13 protein-coding genes, 1 tRNA gene and 1 riboswitch are annotated in these 18,053 nt (G+C 69.5%); of the genes, 12 read left to right on the plus strand and 2 right to left on the minus strand.

All coding sequences use genetic code 11. The annotated features are described in order from the left end of the window. Window positions 1-102 precede the first annotated feature (102 nt). Window positions 103-885: a 3-hydroxybutyrate dehydrogenase gene (locus QM569_RS12770; protein WP_414987616.1), complete on the minus strand. Its 783-nt coding sequence runs from the start codon at window positions 883-885 to the stop codon at window positions 103-105. A gap of 70 nt (window positions 886-955) precedes the next feature. Between QM569_RS12770 and QM569_RS12775 the strand changes: the two genes are divergently transcribed. The 12 genes from QM569_RS12775 (at window position 956) to QM569_RS12830 (ending at window position 17,009) form a co-directional block, all read left to right on the plus strand. Continuing rightward, complete coding sequence (locus QM569_RS12775) at window positions 956-1,867, plus strand: alpha/beta fold hydrolase (RefSeq protein ID WP_414987617.1); 912 nt, start codon at window positions 956-958, stop codon at window positions 1,865-1,867. Further along, window positions 1,864-4,056 (plus strand): RelA/SpoT family protein, encoded by a 2,193-nt coding sequence (locus tag QM569_RS12780; RefSeq protein WP_414987618.1) that lies wholly within the window; start codon window positions 1,864-1,866, stop codon window positions 4,054-4,056. Before QM569_RS12775 ends, QM569_RS12780 begins: the two co-directional genes overlap by 4 nt. A 34-nt stretch (window positions 4,057-4,090) precedes the next feature. Beyond that, window positions 4,091-4,167, plus strand: a tRNA-Val gene (locus QM569_RS12785). A gap of 155 nt (window positions 4,168-4,322) precedes the next feature. Then, window positions 4,323-4,580: riboswitch (cobalamin riboswitch) on the plus strand. A 130-nt stretch (window positions 4,581-4,710) separates the two neighbouring features. After that, window positions 4,711-6,810 carry a TonB-dependent receptor gene (locus tag QM569_RS12790; RefSeq protein ID WP_414987619.1) on the plus strand — a complete coding sequence of 700 codons (2,100 nt, stop codon included), beginning with the start codon at window positions 4,711-4,713 and terminating at the stop codon, window positions 6,808-6,810. Between the two features lie 3 nt (window positions 6,811-6,813). Next, entirely contained in the window at window positions 6,814-7,797 is a 984-nt protein-coding gene (locus tag QM569_RS12795) for an ABC transporter substrate-binding protein (RefSeq protein WP_414987620.1), read from the plus strand. After that, window positions 7,794-8,834 carry a FecCD family ABC transporter permease gene (locus tag QM569_RS12800; RefSeq protein WP_414987621.1) on the plus strand — a complete coding sequence of 347 codons (1,041 nt, stop codon included), beginning with the start codon at window positions 7,794-7,796 and terminating at the stop codon, window positions 8,832-8,834. The genes QM569_RS12795 and QM569_RS12800 overlap by 4 nt, the downstream gene beginning before the upstream one ends. After that, window positions 8,834-9,604 carry an ABC transporter ATP-binding protein gene (locus QM569_RS12805; protein ID WP_414987622.1) on the plus strand — a complete coding sequence of 257 codons (771 nt, stop codon included), beginning with the start codon at window positions 8,834-8,836 and terminating at the stop codon, window positions 9,602-9,604. The genes QM569_RS12800 and QM569_RS12805 overlap by 1 nt, the downstream gene beginning before the upstream one ends. After that, window positions 9,594-10,364, plus strand: a complete 771-nt coding sequence (locus QM569_RS12810) for a CbiX/SirB N-terminal domain-containing protein (RefSeq protein ID WP_414987623.1) — start codon at window positions 9,594-9,596, stop codon at window positions 10,362-10,364. The genes QM569_RS12805 and QM569_RS12810 overlap by 11 nt, the downstream gene beginning before the upstream one ends. A 22-nt stretch (window positions 10,365-10,386) precedes the next feature. Next, complete coding sequence (gene cobW / locus QM569_RS12815) at window positions 10,387-11,442, plus strand: cobalamin biosynthesis protein CobW (RefSeq protein ID WP_414987624.1); 1,056 nt, start codon at window positions 10,387-10,389, stop codon at window positions 11,440-11,442. A gap of 58 nt (window positions 11,443-11,500) precedes the next feature. Further along, window positions 11,501-15,313 carry a cobaltochelatase subunit CobN gene (cobN, locus tag QM569_RS12820; RefSeq protein WP_414987625.1) on the plus strand — a complete coding sequence of 1,271 codons (3,813 nt, stop codon included), beginning with the start codon at window positions 11,501-11,503 and terminating at the stop codon, window positions 15,311-15,313. Further along, entirely contained in the window at window positions 15,310-16,401 is a 1,092-nt protein-coding gene (locus tag QM569_RS12825) for an ATP-binding protein (RefSeq protein WP_414987626.1), read from the plus strand. The genes cobN and QM569_RS12825 overlap by 4 nt, the downstream gene beginning before the upstream one ends. A gap of 32 nt (window positions 16,402-16,433) precedes the next feature. Next, window positions 16,434-17,009 carry a vWA domain-containing protein gene (locus QM569_RS12830; protein ID WP_414987627.1) on the plus strand — a complete coding sequence of 192 codons (576 nt, stop codon included), beginning with the start codon at window positions 16,434-16,436 and terminating at the stop codon, window positions 17,007-17,009. Between the two features lie 35 nt (window positions 17,010-17,044). On the opposite strand, the gene QM569_RS12835 is transcribed toward QM569_RS12830, so the two are convergent. Next, complete coding sequence (locus QM569_RS12835) at window positions 17,045-17,959, minus strand: ABC transporter substrate-binding protein (RefSeq protein WP_414987628.1); 915 nt, start codon at window positions 17,957-17,959, stop codon at window positions 17,045-17,047. Window positions 17,960-18,053: the final 94 nt, after the last annotated feature.

Here is an 18,053-nt window from a genome sequence, read left to right on the forward strand (position 1 = left end):
CTGACTTCATGGCGCAAGGGTCTAGACCGAGCGATATGGATGATGAGGGAAATTGGCCGCTAGCGCTTGTCCATCAAGCGCGAGCAGCTATCAAAACAGTAGTTACTGTGCAGCCCAGCCGCCGTCCATGTTCCAGGCGGCGCCGCGCACGTTGTTGGCGGCGGGGGAGCAGAAGAACACGGCCAGTTCGCCCAGTTCTTCGGGCGTGGTGAACTGCATGGACGGCTCTTTCTCGCCCAGCAGCAGCTTCTTGGCTTCCTCGTTCGACAGGCCCAGCGCGGCGGCCTTGGCGTCCACCTGCTTTTGCACCAGCGGCGTCAGCACCCAGCCGGGGCAGATGGCGTTGCAGGTCACGCCCGTGGTGGCGGTCTCCAGCGCCGTCACCTTGGTCAGCCCCACGAGGCCGTGCTTGGCGGCCACGTAGGCGGCTTTCTGCGCCGAGGCCACGAGGCCGTGTACCGAGGCCACGTTGATGATGCGGCCCCAGTGGGCGGCCTTCATGGCGGGCAGGGCCAGGCGCGAGGTGTGGAAGGCGCTGCTGAGGTTGATGGCGATCACCGCGTCCCAGCGCTCAATGGGGAAGTCTTCCACGTTGGCCACGTGCTGGATGCCTGCGTTGTTCACCAGGATGTCCACCCGACCGAACTGCGAGGCGCTGTACTTCATCATGTCCTCGATGTCGGCCACGCGGCTCATGTCGGCGCCGTGGTAGGCCACCTGCGCGCCCGCCGCGCTGCCCGCCGCCAGCACCTCGGCACGGGGCGCGTCCACGTCGCCGAAGCCGTTGAGCACGATGTTGGCGCCCTGGCGGGCCAGGGCCTTGGCTATCCCCAGGCCGATGCCGCTGGTGGAGCCGGTGACGAGGGCGGTTTTACCTTTCAGCATAGGAGTCTCTCCGATATGAATTACGATGCAACGCAGCCATTATCCAGCGCTGCTACAGGCTCCCGCACCCATGATTGAACCTACGCTGAACTACGTATCCTGCCCCGGCGCCGCCGCATCGGGCAGCCCCACGCACCGCATGGCGTACTGGGAGTGGAACGCCACCGGCAACCCCGCGCATCCGCATGTGATCGTCTGCGTGCATGGCCTCTCGCGCCAGGGGCGCGACTTCGACACGCTGGCCCGCGCGCTGGCCCCGCACGCCCGCGTCATTTGCCCCGACGTGGCGGGGCGCGGCCAGAGCGACTGGCTGGCCGACCCCGCGCTGTACCAGATCCCGCAATACGCTGCCGACATGCTGGCCATGCTCGCGCAACTGCACCAGCAGGCGCCCATCACGACGCTCGATTGGGTGGGCACCAGCATGGGCGGCCTGATCGGCATGGCGGTCGCGGGGCAGCCCGGCCTGCCGCTGCCCGTGCCGGTGCGGCGGCTGGTGCTCAACGACGTGGGCCCGGTCATCCAGTGGCAGGCGCTGCAGCGCATCGGCCAGTACCTGGGCCGCCTTGCGCGCTACGACACCGTGCAGCAGGCGGCCGACGCCATGTGGGCCATCTCCTCCAGCTTTGGCCCGCACACGCCCGAGGAGTGGCTGGCGCTGTCGCGCCCCATGGTCAAGGCATTGCCCGATGGCGGCTTCACGCTGCACTATGACCCGGCCATCGCCGTGCCTTTTCGCGCGGTGACGCAAGAGGCTGCTGCGGAAGGCGAGGCCGCGCTGTGGCAGTCGTACGACCACATCGCGGCCAGCACCCTGCTGCTGCGCGGGGCGGAGTCGGACCTGCTGTCGCCCGAGACCGCGCAGGCCATGGCACAGCGCGGGCCGCGCGCGCGCGTGGTGGAGTTTGCAGGCGTGGGCCACGCGCCCACGCTGGTGGCGCCGGGCCAGGTGGCCGCCGTCACGGAGTTCCTGCTCGGATGAAGACCCAGCCCCAGGCCGGTGCCGTCCCACAGCTCATCGCCGCCACCGCGCAGACGCTGCCCGAGCAGGTGAACGCGCTGGCGCGCGCCCGCGCCTTCGCCGAGCCGCTGATCTCCGCCGAGACGCTGGACTCGGGCGAGAACACGCTGGCCCACGCCGACGCCGTGGCCGCCATCCTGAAGGGCATCGGCGGCTCGGAAGCCATGCAGGCGGCCAGCTACCTGGTACACGCCTGCGTCCACCTGAACAAGCCCGAGGAAGTCATCGCCAAGGGCTTTGGCGAGAACTTTGCCGCGCTGGCGGTGGAGACCACCAAGCTCATGCGCGTGCAGCAGCAGGCCCGCGACGCGCAGCAGGTGGAAGACCCCGCCGTGCAGACCGAAAACGTGCGCAAGATGCTGCTGGCCTTCTCGCGCGACCTGCGCGTGGTCATGCTGCGCCTGGCCTCGCGCCTGCAGACGCTGCGCTACCTGGCCGCCGCCAAGCGCCCCGTGCCGCCCAGCCTGGCGCGCGAGTCGCTGCAGGTGTTCGCGCCGCTGGCCAACCGCCTGGGCATCTGGCAGATCAAGTGGGAGCTGGAAGACCTGTCCTTCCGCTTTCTGGAGCCCGACACGTACAAGGAAGTGGCCCGCCTGCTCGACGAGAAGCGCGGCGAGCGCGAGGTGTACATGCAGCACCTGCGCGAGCGGGTGGAGGCCGAGCTGCGCGCGCGCAGCATCAGCGCCAGCGTGCAGGGCAGGCCCAAGCACATCTACAGCATCGTCAAGAAGATGCGCGGCAAGTCGCTCAACTTCGACCAGGTGTTCGACATCCGCGCGCTGCGTGTGGTCGTGCCCTCGGTGAAGGACTGCTATGCCGCCCTGAGCTGGGTACACGAGCAGTTCAAGCCCATCGTCGAGGAGTTCGACGACTACATCGCCCGTCCCAAGCCCAACGGCTACCAGTCGCTGCACACCATCGTGCGCGACGACGCGGGCCGCCCCATCGAGATCCAGATCCGCACCCAGGCCATGCACGAGCACGCCGAGCACGGCGTGGCCGCGCATTGGGTCTATAAGGAGGCGGGCACCAAGGGCTATGCGGGCGTGGCCGCCACCGGCGAGTACGACGCCAAGATCGCCGTGCTGCGCCAGTTGCTGGCCTGGGAGCGCGACCTGTCGGGAGCCGTGCCCAACCGGGGGCTGTTCGAGGACCGCATCTACGTGCTCACACCCGACGCTGCGGTGGTGGAGCTGCCCCAGGGCGCCACGCCGGTGGACTTCGCCTACGCCGTACACACCAGCGTGGGCCACCGCTGCCGGGGCGCGCGGGTCGATGGCGCCATGGTGCCGTTGAACACACCGCTGCAGAACGGCCAGACGGTGGAGATCACCACCGCCAAGGAAGGCCGCCCCTCGCGCGACTGGCTCAATGCCGAGCTGGGCTACCTCACCAGCCCCCGCGCCAAGGCCAAGGTGCGCGCCTGGTTCAACGCCCAGGCCACGCACGAGACCGTCTCGCGCGGGCGCGAGGCGGTGGAGAAGCTGCTGCAGCGCGAGGGCAAGACGGCGGTCAAGCTCGACGACCTGGCCGTGCAGCTGGGCTTCAAGTCGGCCGACGCGCTGTTCGAGGTGGTGGGCAAGGACGAATACTCGCTGCGCAACATCGAGACCGTACTGCGCCCGCCCGAGCCGCAGCCCGAGTCCCAGGACTTCGTGCCGCTCAAGAAGACCCGCGCGGGTGATGCGGCCCCCAAGGGCGGCGTGCTGGTGGTGGGCATCGACTCGCTGCTGACCCAGCTCGCCAAGTGCTGCAAGCCCGCGCCGCCGGACGCCATTTGCGGTTTCGTCACGCGCGGCAAGGGCGTGAGCGTTCACCGCGCCGACTGCAGCAACTTCCGCGAAATGGCCGCGCGCAACGCCGAGCGCGTGATCGACGTGGAGTGGGGCGCGCCCAAGGCATCGGTCGCCACCGCCGCCGTCTATCCCGTGGACGTGGCCGTGGAAGCCGCCGACCGCCAGGGCCTGCTGCGCGACATCTCCGAAGTCTTCGCGCGCGAGAAAACCAACGTGATCGGCGTGCAGACCCAGTCCGTCAAGGGCACGGCCTGGATGACCTTCACCGTGGAAGTCGCCGACTCGGGCCGCTTGAACAAGGTGCTGGGCATCGTCGCCGGGGTGTCGGGCGTGCGCTCTGCAAGGCGGCGCTGAAAAATGGGCTATAATCGCAGACTCGAACAAACACAGGCGCGTAGCTCAGCTGGTTAGAGCACCACCTTGACATGGTGGGGGTCGTTGGTTCGAGTCCAATCGCGCCTACCAATTCTCCATTCCGAGGAAACCAGCCTCGGAAGCCCACGGAGATGAATGGAAGATCACCCGGCCTTGAGCCGGGTTTCTTTTTCCCCTTGCGCTTGCAAAACCGGCGGTGCGGACCGCTGGTAAAATCGCCAGGCGCCCTGTGGGAGGTTTCCCCGGGGCGCTTCGTTTCGGCAGGTGCTCGCCTCGGCGAGTGAAACGGGAACAAGGTACGGTCTGTTCGACCCATGCCTTGGCTGCCCCCGCAACGGTATGCAGGAAAACATCCCACGCAGGCGCTGTACGCGTTTGCTGCCACTGGGCAGGTAGCGGCATTTGATCCTCGAATGCCATGCGCCGCCCGGGAAGGCGGGATGCGGGTTCGTTCACCGAACCGCCTGCGAGCCCGGAGACCGGCCCGCCGACATTCAGGGTGCATCCATGTGGGGTGATGCGCCCGCTTTCTTCAACTGTCTGCGGGGTGCGGATGGCGATCTCCCGGTTCCGGTTTCCGGTGCGTGCGCGTGGCCATCGCTTCAGGCAGTTGTTGTCCTGGAGTGCGACTTCATGCAAAAAAGCCTTTGTTTTCTTCCTTCTTCTTCCCTGCGGCGCACGGCATTGAGCCTGCTGCTGTGCCCGGCTGCGGTTCTGGCGCAGCAGGCTCTGCCCGAGGTGGTGGTAACCGACACCGCCGCCCCGCCGCTCGATACCGCGCGCCGCGCCGCCACGGGCACGCGGCTGAACGTGCCGGTGCTGGACCTGCCTGCCAGCGTCAGCGGCGTCTCGGCCGAGCAGATCGACGAGCGTGCCGACCGCGGCGCGGTCGAGGCCGTGACCCGCACAGTCGGGCTGGCGGCGGCGGGCAATCCCGGCAATGGCGGGCTGTCGTACTCCAGCCGGGGCTTCTACGGCGTCAACTCGGTGGGCGTGGCCGAGGATGGCATCACGCTCGGCGTCGGCTCGGGCACCATCAACTACCCGGCGGACACCTGGGGCTACGAGCGCTTCGAAGTGCTGCGCGGCCCGGCCTCGCTGATGTACGGCAGCGGCACCATGGGCGCCACGGTCAACGCCATCCGCAAGCAGCCCAGCCGCGAGCGCTCGACAGAGGTCATGCTTTCGGGCGGCAGCCATGGCACGGCGCGCCTGGGCCTGGGCACCACCGGCGCGATCAGCGACACGCTGACCTACCGCGTGGACGCCTACGGCGCGCGCACCGGCAGCGACCGGGGCTTCGACAACAGCAAGGGCGGCAAGCTGATGAGCGCGCTGCGCTGGCAGCCGCGCGGCGATTTCACGCTGGACGTGACGGCGGACATCAGCAGCCAGGCGCCCTCGCGCTACTACGGCACGCCGGTCGTCAATGGCCGCCTGGCGCGCGAACTGATCGGCATCGGCTACAACACCGAGGACAGCGACATCCACTACCGCGACCGCCGCTTCAAGGCCAAGGCCACGTGGCAGATCAACGACGCGCTGACCCTGCGCGACGAGCTGTACCACTTCAGCGCCGACCGGCACTGGAAGAACATCGAAGCCCTGAGCTACGACTCCGCAGCGGGCACGGTGACGCGCTCGGACTACCTGGAGATCGGCCACGCGCTGCAGCAGAACGGCAACCGCATGGCGCTGGACTGGAAGGCGGGCGCGCACCAGGTGGCGCTGGGCTGGGATGCATCGCAGGCCAACTTCGGCACCGCCAGCAATTCGCCCTACACGGGCAGCTCCACCGTGTCGGCCCTCAACCCCGTGGCGGGCACCTGGATCAGCCCCGACCCCTACCTGCCGCGCATGGGCGCGACGATGCAGCAGAAGGCGCTGTACGTGGAGGATGCCTGGAAGCTCAACGACCAGTGGCTGCTGATGGGCGGCATCCGCCGCGACTGGTACGACTTCTCGCGCCGCGATTTGATCGCCAGCACGGGCTTCGACAAGGACTTGAGCGGCACATCGTGGCGCCTGGGCGCGACGTACAAGATCACGCCGCTGTCCAGCGTCTATGCGCAGATGACCACCGGGCACGACCCCGTCACCAGCCTGCTGTCCATCGCGGCGTCGCAGACCGGCTTCACCCTCAGCGAGGGCCGCCAGCAGGAGATCGGCTTCAAGCAGCAACTGGCCGATGGCCGTGGCGAGTGGACGGCGGCGCTGTTCCACATCGCCAAGGACGACATCATCACGCGCGACCCGAACAATGCGGCTCTGTCCATCCAGGGCGGCAAGCAGTCCTCGCGCGGGCTGGAGCTGGCGGGCGCGTACAGCCTGAGCCGTGCGCTCCGCCTGGAGGCCAATGCCGCCTACACGAAGGCCCGGTTCGACGAGCTGATCGAGGCGGGCGGCGCCAACCGCGCGGGCAACCGCCCGGCCAACGTGCCCAAGGTGACGGCCAACCTGTGGGGGCATTACCGCGTGCAGGACTGGCGCGCGTCGCTGGGCCTGCGCTACGTGGGCGACCGCTTTGGCGACAACGCCAACAGCGCCGCCAAGCACATGCCCGGCTACACCGTGTTCGACGCCGTGGTGAGCTGGAACCTCAACCCCCAGACCACACTGAGCCTGATCGGCCGCAACCTGACGAACCGCGTCTATGCCACCGCCACCTACAACAGCCAGTGGGTGCTGGGTGGCAGCCGCAGCCTGGAGCTGATGGCGCAGATGCGCTTCTAAGCCATGCAGCGCGCATCCCTCGCGCTGCTGGCCGCGCTGTGTGTGCTGCCTTGTGCGGCGCGTGACGTGACGGTCAACGTCTGCGGCCAGCCGCAGACCTACACGCGCGTGCCGCAGCGCGCGGTCACGCACGACGTGAACATCACCGAGATGTTCCTGTTCCTGGGTCTGGCGGACCGGCTGGCGGGATATTCGGGCATTTATGCGAGCAAGGAAATCAGCCCGCAGCTTGCCCCCGTGCTGGCGCGCGTGCCGAACCTGTCGCAGCAGGGTATGAACCTGGAGAACATCGTCGCCGCCCGCGCCGACTTCGTGTTCGGCGGCTGGAGCTACGGCTTTCGCCCCGGCGGCGTCACGCCCGAGCTGCTCGCGCGCTACGGCATTCCCTCCTATGTGCTGACCGAGTCGTGCGTGCGCGTGCAAACACCCGAACAAAGGCGCGAGCGCGTGGCGCTGGAGGATGCGTTTGCCGACATGGACAACGTGGCGCGCATCTTCGGCGTGCAGCAGCAGGCCGCGCCGCGCATCCAGCAATTGCGCGAGGGCCTCGCCACGCTGCGCAAGGAGATGCGCGGCAACACGCACCAGCCCAAGGTGTTCGTTTTCGACAGCGGCGAGAAAAGCCCCACCACCGTGGGCCGCTACGGCATGCCCCAGGCCATGATGGAAGCGGCGGGCGCGCGCAACATCTTCGACGACATCGCCAGCAACTGGCCCAAGGGCAACTGGGAAGACGTGGTGCTGCGCGACCCGGAGTGGATTGTCATCATCGACTACGGCACGCCCAGCGCGCAGGGTAAGATCGACTTTTTGCTACAGAAAAAAGAGCTGCAGACGGTTGCTGCTATTCGGGAAAAGCGTTTTTTCGTCATGACTTATGCCGAGGCCACGCCCGGCCCGCGCAACGTGGAGACGGCGCAGCGCCTGGCGGCAGCGCTGCATCCTGACCGGCGCATCACCGTCACTCCGGTGCGCTTTAACCCATGAAAACTTCCGCCTGGGCGCTGGTGCTGCTGATCTTGCTGGCGATGGCCGTGCTGGCTGGCGTCACCTGGGGCTCGGCGCAGTTGGATATGGGCCAGGTCTGGGCTGTCATACGGCACCAGCTTTTGCAGCACACGGGGTTGGCATCGGCAGCGCCCGATGCCGTGTTGCCCCACTACCAAATCGTCTGGATGATCCGCCTGCCCCGCGTGCTGATGGCCGCGCTCGTGGGCGCAGGGCTGGCCATCGTCGGCGTGGTGATGCAGGCCATGGTGCGCAACCCGCTGGCCGACCCGTACATGCTGGGCGTGTCCTCGGGCGCCTCGGTGGGGGCGGTGTCGGTGCTGGCCTGGGGCGTGCTGGCGGGCGTGGGGCTGTATGCGATCGCGGCGGGCGCGTTCCTGGGCGCGCTGGCGGCCAGCGTGCTGGTCTATCTGCTGGCGCAGCAGCGCGGGCGCATCCCGTCGGCGCGGCTGATCCTGAGCGGCGTGGCCGTGGGCTACATGTGCACGGGGCTGACCAGCCTGATCATGCTGACCAGCGGCCAGCGTGACCTGGCCAACGCGCTGCTGGGCTGGATCATGGGCAACCTCGCAGGCACGCAATGGCCCGCGCTGGGCCTGCCCGCCGCGCTGTTGCTGCTCGGCACGGCCTGGCTGCTGGCGCAGGCGCGCCAGCTCAATGCGCTGCTGGCGGGCGATGAGACGGCGGCCACGCTGGGCGTGGCGGCCGAGCGGCTGCGGCGGCAATTGTTCGTCGTGGTGTCGCTGCTCACGGGCGTGATGGTGGCGGTCAGCGGCGCCATCGGCTTCGTCGGGCTGGTGATTCCGCACGTCACGCGCATGCTCGTGGGCACCGACCACCGGCGCGTGCTGCCCATCGCGGCGCTGATGGGCGCGGTGTTCCTGGTGCTGGTCGATGGCGCGGCGCGCACCTGGTTCGCGCCGATGGAGATTCCCGTCGGCGTCTTCACCGCCTTCATCGGTGGGCCGTTCTTCATCGCCATGCTGTGGCGCGGCGCCGCGCGGGAGGATCGTTGATGCTGCGCGCGCAAGGACTCAGCTTTGCCGTGGGCGGCAAGACCATCGTGCGCGATGCCGCGCTGCACGTCGACGCGGGCGAATGCGTGGGCCTGATCGGCCCCAACGGCTGCGGCAAATCGACGCTGCTGCGCATGTTGTACCGCCTGCTGCCGCCGCAGCGCGGGCAGGTATGGTTCGAAGCGCAGGACATCTGGCGCATGGACGCGCGCGCATTCGCCCGGCAGGCCGCCGTGCTCGCCCAGGCCAGCGCACCGGCCTTCGACAGCACCGCGCGCGAGGCCGTGATGCTGGGCCGCCTGCCGCACCAGGGCCGCTTCGCGGCCGACAGCGCGCAAGACCAGCGCATCGTCGATGAAAGCCTGGAGCGCGTGGGCGCGGCCGGCCTGGCGGGCCAGAGCATGGCCACGCTCTCGGGCGGCGAGCGCCAGCGCGTGCTGCTGGCGCGGGCGCTGGCGCAGCAGCCGCGCCTGCTGTTCCTCGACGAGCCGACCAACCACCTCGACGTGCGCTACCAGCTCGAACTGATGCGCCTCGTGCGCAGCCTGGGCGTGACCACGCTCGTGGTGCTGCACGAGCTGAACATTGCCGCGCAATTCTGCGACCGGCTGTACCTGATGCAAGCGGGCGCGCTGGCGGCCAGCGGCACGCCGCGCGAGGTGCTCACGCCCGAGGCCATCCACGGCGTGTTTGGCGTGCGCGCCGCCGTCGATGACCACCCGGCCACCGGGCGGCCGCGCATCGCCTACTGGATCGACCATGACGACTGATGACCAACGGACGGCCATTGTGCTGCTAGGGCGCGGCGGCGTTGCCAAATCGACGACGGGCGAACTGACGGAACTGGCCGCGCAGCTTGCCCAGCAATGGCCCGGTGCGCAGGTGCAACCCGCCTTCATTGACCGCTGGCAGCCCGACCTGCCTGCGGCGCTCACCACTTGCGCCGACGCGGGCGCGCAGACCATCGCCATCCTGCCGCTGATGCTGCCCGACGAGGCCGCGCTGCGCCGCTGGCTGCACAAGGTAGCCATGCGCTGGCGCGCGGCGCGGGGCGATGGCTCCCCCAAACTGGTCTTTGCCGAGTCGCTGTCGCACGCCGTGCCGCTGCCCGCGCTGCTGGCCGACGCAGCGCGCCGCACGCTCGCCAGCCAGCCCGACGTGCCCACGCTGGTCGGCGACGACGACTGGCAGAACGGCCCCAAGGGCTGGTCGAGCGTGCCCGAGCACACCCACCATGCGCTGTGGTGTACGGGGCCACGCTGCGCGGCCATCGGTGCGGTAGCGCTGTGGCCCGTGCTCACAGGCACGATCAACGACACGCCCGAATTGAAGAAGCGCGTGCGCCCCTTGCAGACCAGTTGCCAGTACCCGTGCAACCACGGCCCGCTGATGATCGTCTACCCCGAAGGCGTGTGGTACGGCCCGCTCGACGCCGATGGCATCCGCCGCACGCTGGAATGCCATGTGCTGTGCCACGAGGTCGATGCCGCCACGCACGTCCACGGGCCGCAGACCCTGGCCGACGCCTGATTTTTTTACCGGAACCTGACCCATGCAAACCACCAAGATCCCCGCCACCATCGTCACCGGCTTCCTCGGCAGCGGCAAGACCACGCTGATGCGCCACATCCTCGAACAGGCTAAAGGGCTGCGCGTGGCCGTCATCGTCAACGAGTTCGGCGAACTGGGCATCGATGGCGAAATCCTCAAGACCTGCGCCATCGGCTGCAAGGAGGAGGGCGGCGCCGACGCGCCCGAGGGGCAAATCTACGAGCTGGCCAACGGCTGCATGTGCTGCACCGTGCAGGAGGAGTTCTTCCCCGTGATGAAAGCCCTGGCCGAGCGCCGCGATGCGATCGACGTGCTGCTGATCGAGACCAGCGGCCTGGCCCTGCCCAAGCCGCTGGTGCAGGCCTTCCAGTGGCCCGAGATCGCGAGCGTGTTCACCGTGGACTCGGTCGTCACCGTGGTGGACACGCCCGCCGCCGCCGCAGGCCAGTTCGCGCACGACCCGCATGCCGTCGATGCACAGCGCCAGGCCGACCCCAACCTTGACCACGAGGCCGAATTGCACGAGCTGTTTGAAGACCAGCTTTCCGCCGCCGATCTCGTCGTGCTGTCCAAGGCCGATCTGGTCAGCGCGGACGAACTGGCCCAGGTGCGCGCCCTGGTCGCTGAAGAAGTGCCTGCCGCCGTCAAGATGGTCGAGGCCGTGCAGGGCCGCGTGCCCCTGGCCGTGCTGCTGGGCCAGCACCGCGCGGCAGAGGCGCACATCGACGCGCGCCACTCCCACCACGACCACGAAGAAGACCACGACCACGACGCCTTCGATTCGCTGCACATCGACCTGGGCGCCGTGGACAAGGATCGCCTGATGCAGGCGCTGCAAGGCATCGTGCAGCAGCACGCCGTGCTGCGCGTCAAGGGCTTCGCCGCGCTGCCGGGCAAGAAGATGCGCCTGCTGGTGCAGGGCGTGGGGCGGCGCTTCGACGCCTACTTCGACCGCGCCTGGAAGGACGGCGAGCCGCAGGCCACGCGGCTGGTGTTCATCGGCCAGCACCTCGACGCAACAGTGCTGCGCGCAGCGCTGGCAGTTGCAGCGATTTAAGGTCAAATCGGCCTCTAGCGCTTATCCAGCAAGCGCAAGCAGCTATTATTTTTGAAGCATGCACCTACTCAGCACCCGCCCCGGCGGCTTTGTCGAAGACGAGAGCATCGTCACCCGGCTCGACCAGACGCCCGCCGACATGGTGGTGCTCAGCTCCGCCGACACCACGCTGTCGCTGCTGGCCGATGCCTACCGGCTGTGGCAGCAGGCCGAGCCCGATGCGCCCACGCTGCGGCTGGCAAACCTGCTGCACCTGCGCCAGAGCGCGTCGCTCGACCTGTACATCGACGAGGTGCTGCAGCACGCCAGGCTGGTCATCGTCGATCACCTGGGCGCCGAGTCCGCCTGGCCCTACGGCATAGAGCAGTTGCGCAAGCTCGCGCTGCAGCGCGGGCAGCAGCTCGCCATGTTCTCGGGCGACAGCCAGGAGGACGTGGAACTGCTCGCCAAGGGCACGCTGGCCCCCGAGCACAGCCGCGCGCTGTGGCAGTACCTGCGTGCCGGGGGCCTGGGCAATGCGCGCGAGTTCCTGCGCATGGGCGCGGCCTGGGGGCTGGGGCGGGCGGTGCAGGGCGCGCCGGTGCGCGTGCTGCCGCCCGTGGCCGTGCATGTGCCGCTGGCCTGGACGGGGGATGCGCCGGGGCACATTCCGGGCCTGGACGACCTGCAGGCGCGCTGGAAGCCCGGGGCGCCCGTGGTCATGCTGGTGTTCTACCGCTCGCACCTGCTGGCCGCCAACACCGACGCCTTTGATGCGATGACCGAGGCGCTGCGGGACGAGGGCCTGAACCCGCTGCCGCTGGCGCTCGAATCGCTGAAAGACGCGCTGTGCCTGCAAACGCTGCGCGCGCTGTGCGCGGCGCACAACGTGCAACTCATCCTCAACACCACGGCCTTTGCCGCGCTGGGCGAACATGCGCGCGGCGGTGGCGATGCCGATGCGCTGGCGGGCGACGTGCCCGTGCTGCAAGTCATCGCCAGCGGCGCCAACCGCGACGACTGGCTGGCCGACGCCCAGGGCCTGCGCCCGCGCGACATCGCCATGCAGGTCGTGCTGCCCGAGATGGATGGCCGCATTATGACGCGCGCCATGAGCTTCAAGGGCCTGGCGCACCGTTGCGACCTCACGCAGACCGACGTGGTGGCCTACCAGGCCGAGCCCGACCGCGTGCAGTGGATCGCAGAACTGGCGCGCCGCTGGTGCGTGCTGCGCAGCAAACCTGCCACCGACAAGCGCGCCGCGCTGGTGCTGGCCAACTACCCCGGCAGCGAGGCGCGCATGGGCAGCGGCGTGGGGCTGGACACGCCCGAATCCGTGATCGCGCTGCTGGCGCAATTGGAGCGCGACGGCTGGCGCCTGGGCGATGCGGCAGAGCGCCCCGCCAGTGGCCAGGCGCTGATGGAGCGCTTGCAGCAGGGCATTGCCAACGACCCCGCCCAATGGCCGCTGCGCCGCGCGCACCAGGGCTATGCGCTGCACGCCTATCGAGAGCGGCTGGCGCAGTTGCCCGAGGGCATGGCCGATGCCATCACCGCCCAGTGGGGTACACCCGAGCAAGACCCCATGCTGCGCGAGGGCTGGTTCATGGTGGCCGGGCTGCAACTGGGCAACGTCTTCGTCGGCATACAGCCCGCTCGCTCGCTCGATGGCCGCAACGACTACGCCCAGTACCACGACGCCGAACTTGTGCCGCCGCACCACTACCTGGCCTTCTACTTCTGGCTGCGCGACAGCTTTGCCGTCGATGCCGTCGTACACGTGGGCAAGCACGGCAACCTCGAATGGCTGCCGGGCAAGAGCCTGGCGCTGTCGCAACACTGCTGGCCCGACGCCATCCTGGGGCCGCTGCCGCATGTCTATCCGTTCATCGTCAACGACCCCGGCGAGGGCGCGCAGGCCAAGCGCCGCAGCCAGGCCGTCATCATCGACCACCTGATGCCGCCGCTCACGCGCGCCGAGAACCACGGCCCCATGCAGGCGCTGGAGCGGCTGGTGGACGAGTACTACGACGCGCTGCTGGTGGACCAGCGCCGCGCCGCGCTGCTGCGCCGCCAGATACTGGACTGCGCGACGGGCCAGGACTTGCTGAACGAGCTGGGCGTGGCCGCCGCGCAGGACGATCAAATCCTGGAGCGCATCGACGCCTATCTGTGCGAGCTGAAAGAAACCCAGATCCGCGACGGCCTGCACATCTTTGGCCGTTCGCCAGAAGGCAGCCTGCGCGATTCCACGCTGCTGGCGCTGGCGCGCTACCCGGCGGCTGGCGAGCAGGGTTTGCTGAACGCGCTGGTAGCCGACCTGCTGCCCGGCTGCGACTGGAACCCGCTGGACATGGACGCAGCCGCTGCCTGGGCGGGCCCGCGCCCGCAGGTGCTGGCCGCGCTGGACCCCGGCCCCTGGCGCCACAGCGGCGACACACGCGAGCGGCTGGAACTGCTGGCCCTGCAAGTGCTGGCCCAGCCCGCCATCGCACAGGACTGGCCGCAGACGCGGCAGGCCCTGCACCGCATCCACACGCAGATAGCGCCCGCGCTCGACGCCTGCGGCAGCGAGGAGCTGCGCCAGTTCTCGCGCGCGCTGCAAGGCCGCTTCGTGCCGCCGGGGCCCAGCGGCTCGCCCTCGCGCGGGCGCTGCGACACCTTGCCCACGGGGCGCAATTTCTACACCGTGGACACGCGCGCCATCCCCACGCAGACTGCCTGGGCGCTGGGCCAGCAGGCCAGCGAGCGGCTGATCGCGCGCTATCTGCAAGAGCACGGCGAATACCCGGCGGCCATCGGCCTATCGGTCTGGGGCACGGCCACCATGCGCACGGGCGGCGACGACATCGCCCAGGCGTTTGCGCTGATCGGCGTGCGGCCCAAGTGGGCGCCGGGCAGCCAGCGTGTGGTGGACTTCGAGGTCATCCCGCGCGTGGGCCTGCACCGCCCGCGTGTCGATGTGACGCTGCGCATCAGCGGCTTCTTCCGCGACGCCTTTCCGGGCGTGGTGCAGATGTTCGACGCTGCCGTGCGCGCCGTGGCCGCCATCCCCGATGAAGACGAGGACGCCGAGGACAACCCCATCCGCGCGCGCGTGCTGCGCGATGCCGCCGCGTGGGTGGAGCAGGGCATGGACGCCGCCCAGGCCCGCGAGCAGGCGCAGTGGCGCATCTTTGGCGCGCCCCCAGGCAGCTATGGCGCCAGCATGCACGAGCTGCTGCGCTCGGGCCAGTGGAGCGACGCGGGCGACTTTGCGCGCCACTACCTGCACTGGGGCGCGTTCGCCTACGGCCAGCAGGCCGACGGCGTGCCCGCCCGCCAGGCGCTGGAGCAGCGCATGCAGGCGCTGGTCGTGGTGCTGCAAAACCAGGACAGCCGAGAGCACGACCTGCTCGACTCCAGCGAGTACTACCAGCACCAGGGCGGCATGGCCGCCGCCGTGCGCCACCTGGGCGGGGGCGAACCGGCCATCTACCACGGCGACCACGGCAACCCGCAGTCCGCCAAGATCCGCTCGCTGGCCGAGGAGATAGGCCGCGTGGTGCGCGCCCGCGTCACCAACCCCCAATGGATCGCCGGCGCCATGCGCCACGGCTACAAGGGTGCATTCGAGATGGCGGCCACGGTGGACTACCTGTTCGGCTTCGACGCGACCACGCAGCTCGTCTCCGACACCCACTACGCGCTGGTGACGCAAGCTTATGTGCAGGACGATGCCGTGCGCCAGTTCCTGCGCGCACACAACCCCCAGGCGCTGGGCGACATCGTGAACCGGCTGCTCGAAGCGATTGACCGCGGCATGTGGGAGCAGCCCGGTGACTTGCACGACGCGCTGCTCGCGCAGATGCTCGCGCAGGAAGAATTCATGGAAGGACGCGCGCCCCAATGACCCCGACATTTCCGCTATCGGCCATCCAGGGCCAGCCGCAGCTGGTGCAGGCGCTGCTGCTGGCCGCCATCGACCCCGCCCTGGGCGGCGTGCTGATCCAGGGCCCGCGCGGCACGGCCAAGTCCACGGCGGCGCGGGCGCTGGCCGACGTGCTGGCGCCCGCGCCCTTCGTCACGCTGCCGCTGGGCGCGTCCATCGAGCACGTGGTCGGCAGCCTCGACCTGTCCAAGGCGCTGGCGGGCAGCGAGGTGGCCTTCGCGCCCGGCCTGCTGGCCAAGGCCCACGGCGGCGTGCTCTACGTCGATGAGATCAACCTGCTGCCTGACGCCATCGTCGATGTGCTGCTGGACGTGGCCGCCTCGGGCGTCAACCGCGTGGAGCGCGACGGCATCTCGCACAGCCACGCGGCGCGCTTCGTGCTTATAGGCACCATGAACCCCGAGGAGGGCACGCTGCGCCCGCAACTGCTGGACCGGCTGGGCCTGTGCGTGCAGCTCGCGAATGCGCAGGACGCGCCGCTGCGCAGCGCCATCGTCAAGGCGCGGCTGCGCTTCGACCTCGACCCTGCGGGCTTCCTGCAAGCCCACGCCGCGCAGCAGGCCGACATCGCCGAGCGCCTGCGCCAGGCACGTGCGCGCTGTGCCGATGCCCGCCAATTGCCCTGGAGCGATGCCATTCACGACGCCGTGGCGCGCCAGTGCATCGCGGCGCAGGTGGACGGCCTGCGTGCCGACCTGGTCATGCTGCGTGCCGCGCGTGCGCTGGCAGCCTGGGAAGGCAGCGACGCCATGGCGGAACGCCATGTGGCCGAAGTCGCGCCGCTGGTGCTGCGGCACCGCGCGAACGAGCCGCAGCGCCAAGCCCAGGCCGCTGCCCCGTCTCCTGCGCCCAAGCCGCCGCCGCCCGGCAGCGCAGCGAACCCGCCCCCCACAGCAGCCCAGGGCCTGGAGCAGCCGCCCGCCGACTGGGGCCTGCCTCAGCCCATGGCGAGCGCGCCTGTCGCAGCGCCGCAGGCCGACGCCCTGGCGCTGGCCGCCCTGGAGGCCCTGGCCGCAAAAAAAGCCCGCGCCCCCGGCCCCAGGCGCTGACGCCGGGCGGTCGGGGGCGGGGCGCAAGGCCGATGGCGGGCGCCGCGCTGGACTGGCCTGCCACGCTGCGCGCGCGGCGCAGCCAGCCGCTAGCGGCTGAACACCTGCGCTGGCGCCAGCATCTGGGCCAGCCCCAGGCGCTGCACGTGTTCGCGCTCGACTGCTCGGCCTCGATGCTGGACAGCGGCGCCTTCGCACGGGCCAAGGGCCTGCTGCTGCAATGGCTGCGCTGGGCCTATCTGCAGCGGGCGCCGGTCGCGCTGCTGTGCTTCGGTGCGGGCCAGGTGCAATGGCGCCTGCCGCCGCGCCGCGCGCCGCAGTGGAACGCCGACCTGATCGAACCGCTGCACGGCGGGGGCGGCACGCCCCTGGCCCTGGCGCTGCATGCGGCCTGGGCGCTGATGAAGCGCCGGCCCGAGGAGCGCAAGGTGCTGTGGGCCATCAGCGACTTTCGCAGCCCCGACGTGTGGGGGCTGGCACGGCAGGCCGGGCCACAGGGCATTGCGCACGTGCTGGTCGATGCCGAAGCCCCCGGCGTGCGTGCCTTTGGCGGCGCGCGGCGCTTGGCGCACGCCTGGCCCGATACGGCAAGAATTTTGATGAAATAAGCCTCTAGCGCTTATCCAGCAAGCACAAACAGCTACTATTTTGATAGTAAAGCCAGCTGCTGCAGACACTGCACGATCAACTGCGCCGCTTCGTCGATGCGCGGGCCGGGCCGCACCAGCATTTCGTAGTCGCCATTGGGAATGCGGCAGTGCCCGTCGCCATTGCGCAGCGCGGCGATGCGGCCCCAGCCCGGGCGGTCGGCCAGCGGCGTGGGCAGGTCGGCCATGGTGATGATGAGGTCCGGGTCGGCGCGCACCACGTATTCGGGGCTGAGCTGCGGGTACATCGGCAGGTTGCGCCCGGCGATGTTGACCAGGCCCAGGCCGTGCAAGGTCTGGCCTATGAACGACGCCTCGCCCGCCGCCGTGGCGGACTTGGCCCCGTGCAGCTCAAAGTACACCTTCTTCCCCCGCCATTGCGCAGGCACCTGGCCGCGCAGCTCGGCCAGCCGCTGCTGCGTGCGCTGCCACAGCCGCGTGCCCGCGCCGGGCTTGCCCAGCAGCACGGCCAGGGTCTCCAGGTCCTGGGCCATGTCCTCGTAAGTCTGCGTGTTCAGTGCCAGCACCTTGACGCCCAGCGCCTCCAGCCGCGCATCCATGCGGTGCCCGGGCCGGGCCAGCACCACGTCGGGCCGCAGGGCGACGATGCGCTCGATGTCCGGCTCGCGCAGGCTGCCCACGGTGGGCAGGGCGCCGACCTGCCGCGGCCACACGGAAAACCGATCGACGCCCACGAGCACATCGCAGCCGCCCAGGGCGCAGATGGCTTCGGTGAACGAGGGCTGCAGCGACACGATGCGCGTCGCGGGTCGGGCCAGGACGATGGTCTTGTGCCGCGCATCGGCGAGCTGAAGCTCGTCCTGCGGCGCTGCCTTGCCAGGGGCGGCGGCCATCAGGATGGCGCAGGACAGTGCAAGGTCTTTCAGGGGGGTGCGCAGGTGCCGTGTCATGGGGCTGCCATTTTCAGGCATGGCATGGGCCATAAGGGTTAACCTGCGCGGCTGCCCGGCACCGGCCTCCCTAGAATCTGCTGCACTGCAATAA

Origin of the sequence: Acidovorax sp. (genome assembly GCF_047607405.1) — a bacterium.
Classification (GTDB): Bacteria; Pseudomonadota; Gammaproteobacteria; order Burkholderiales; family Burkholderiaceae_C; genus Acidovorax.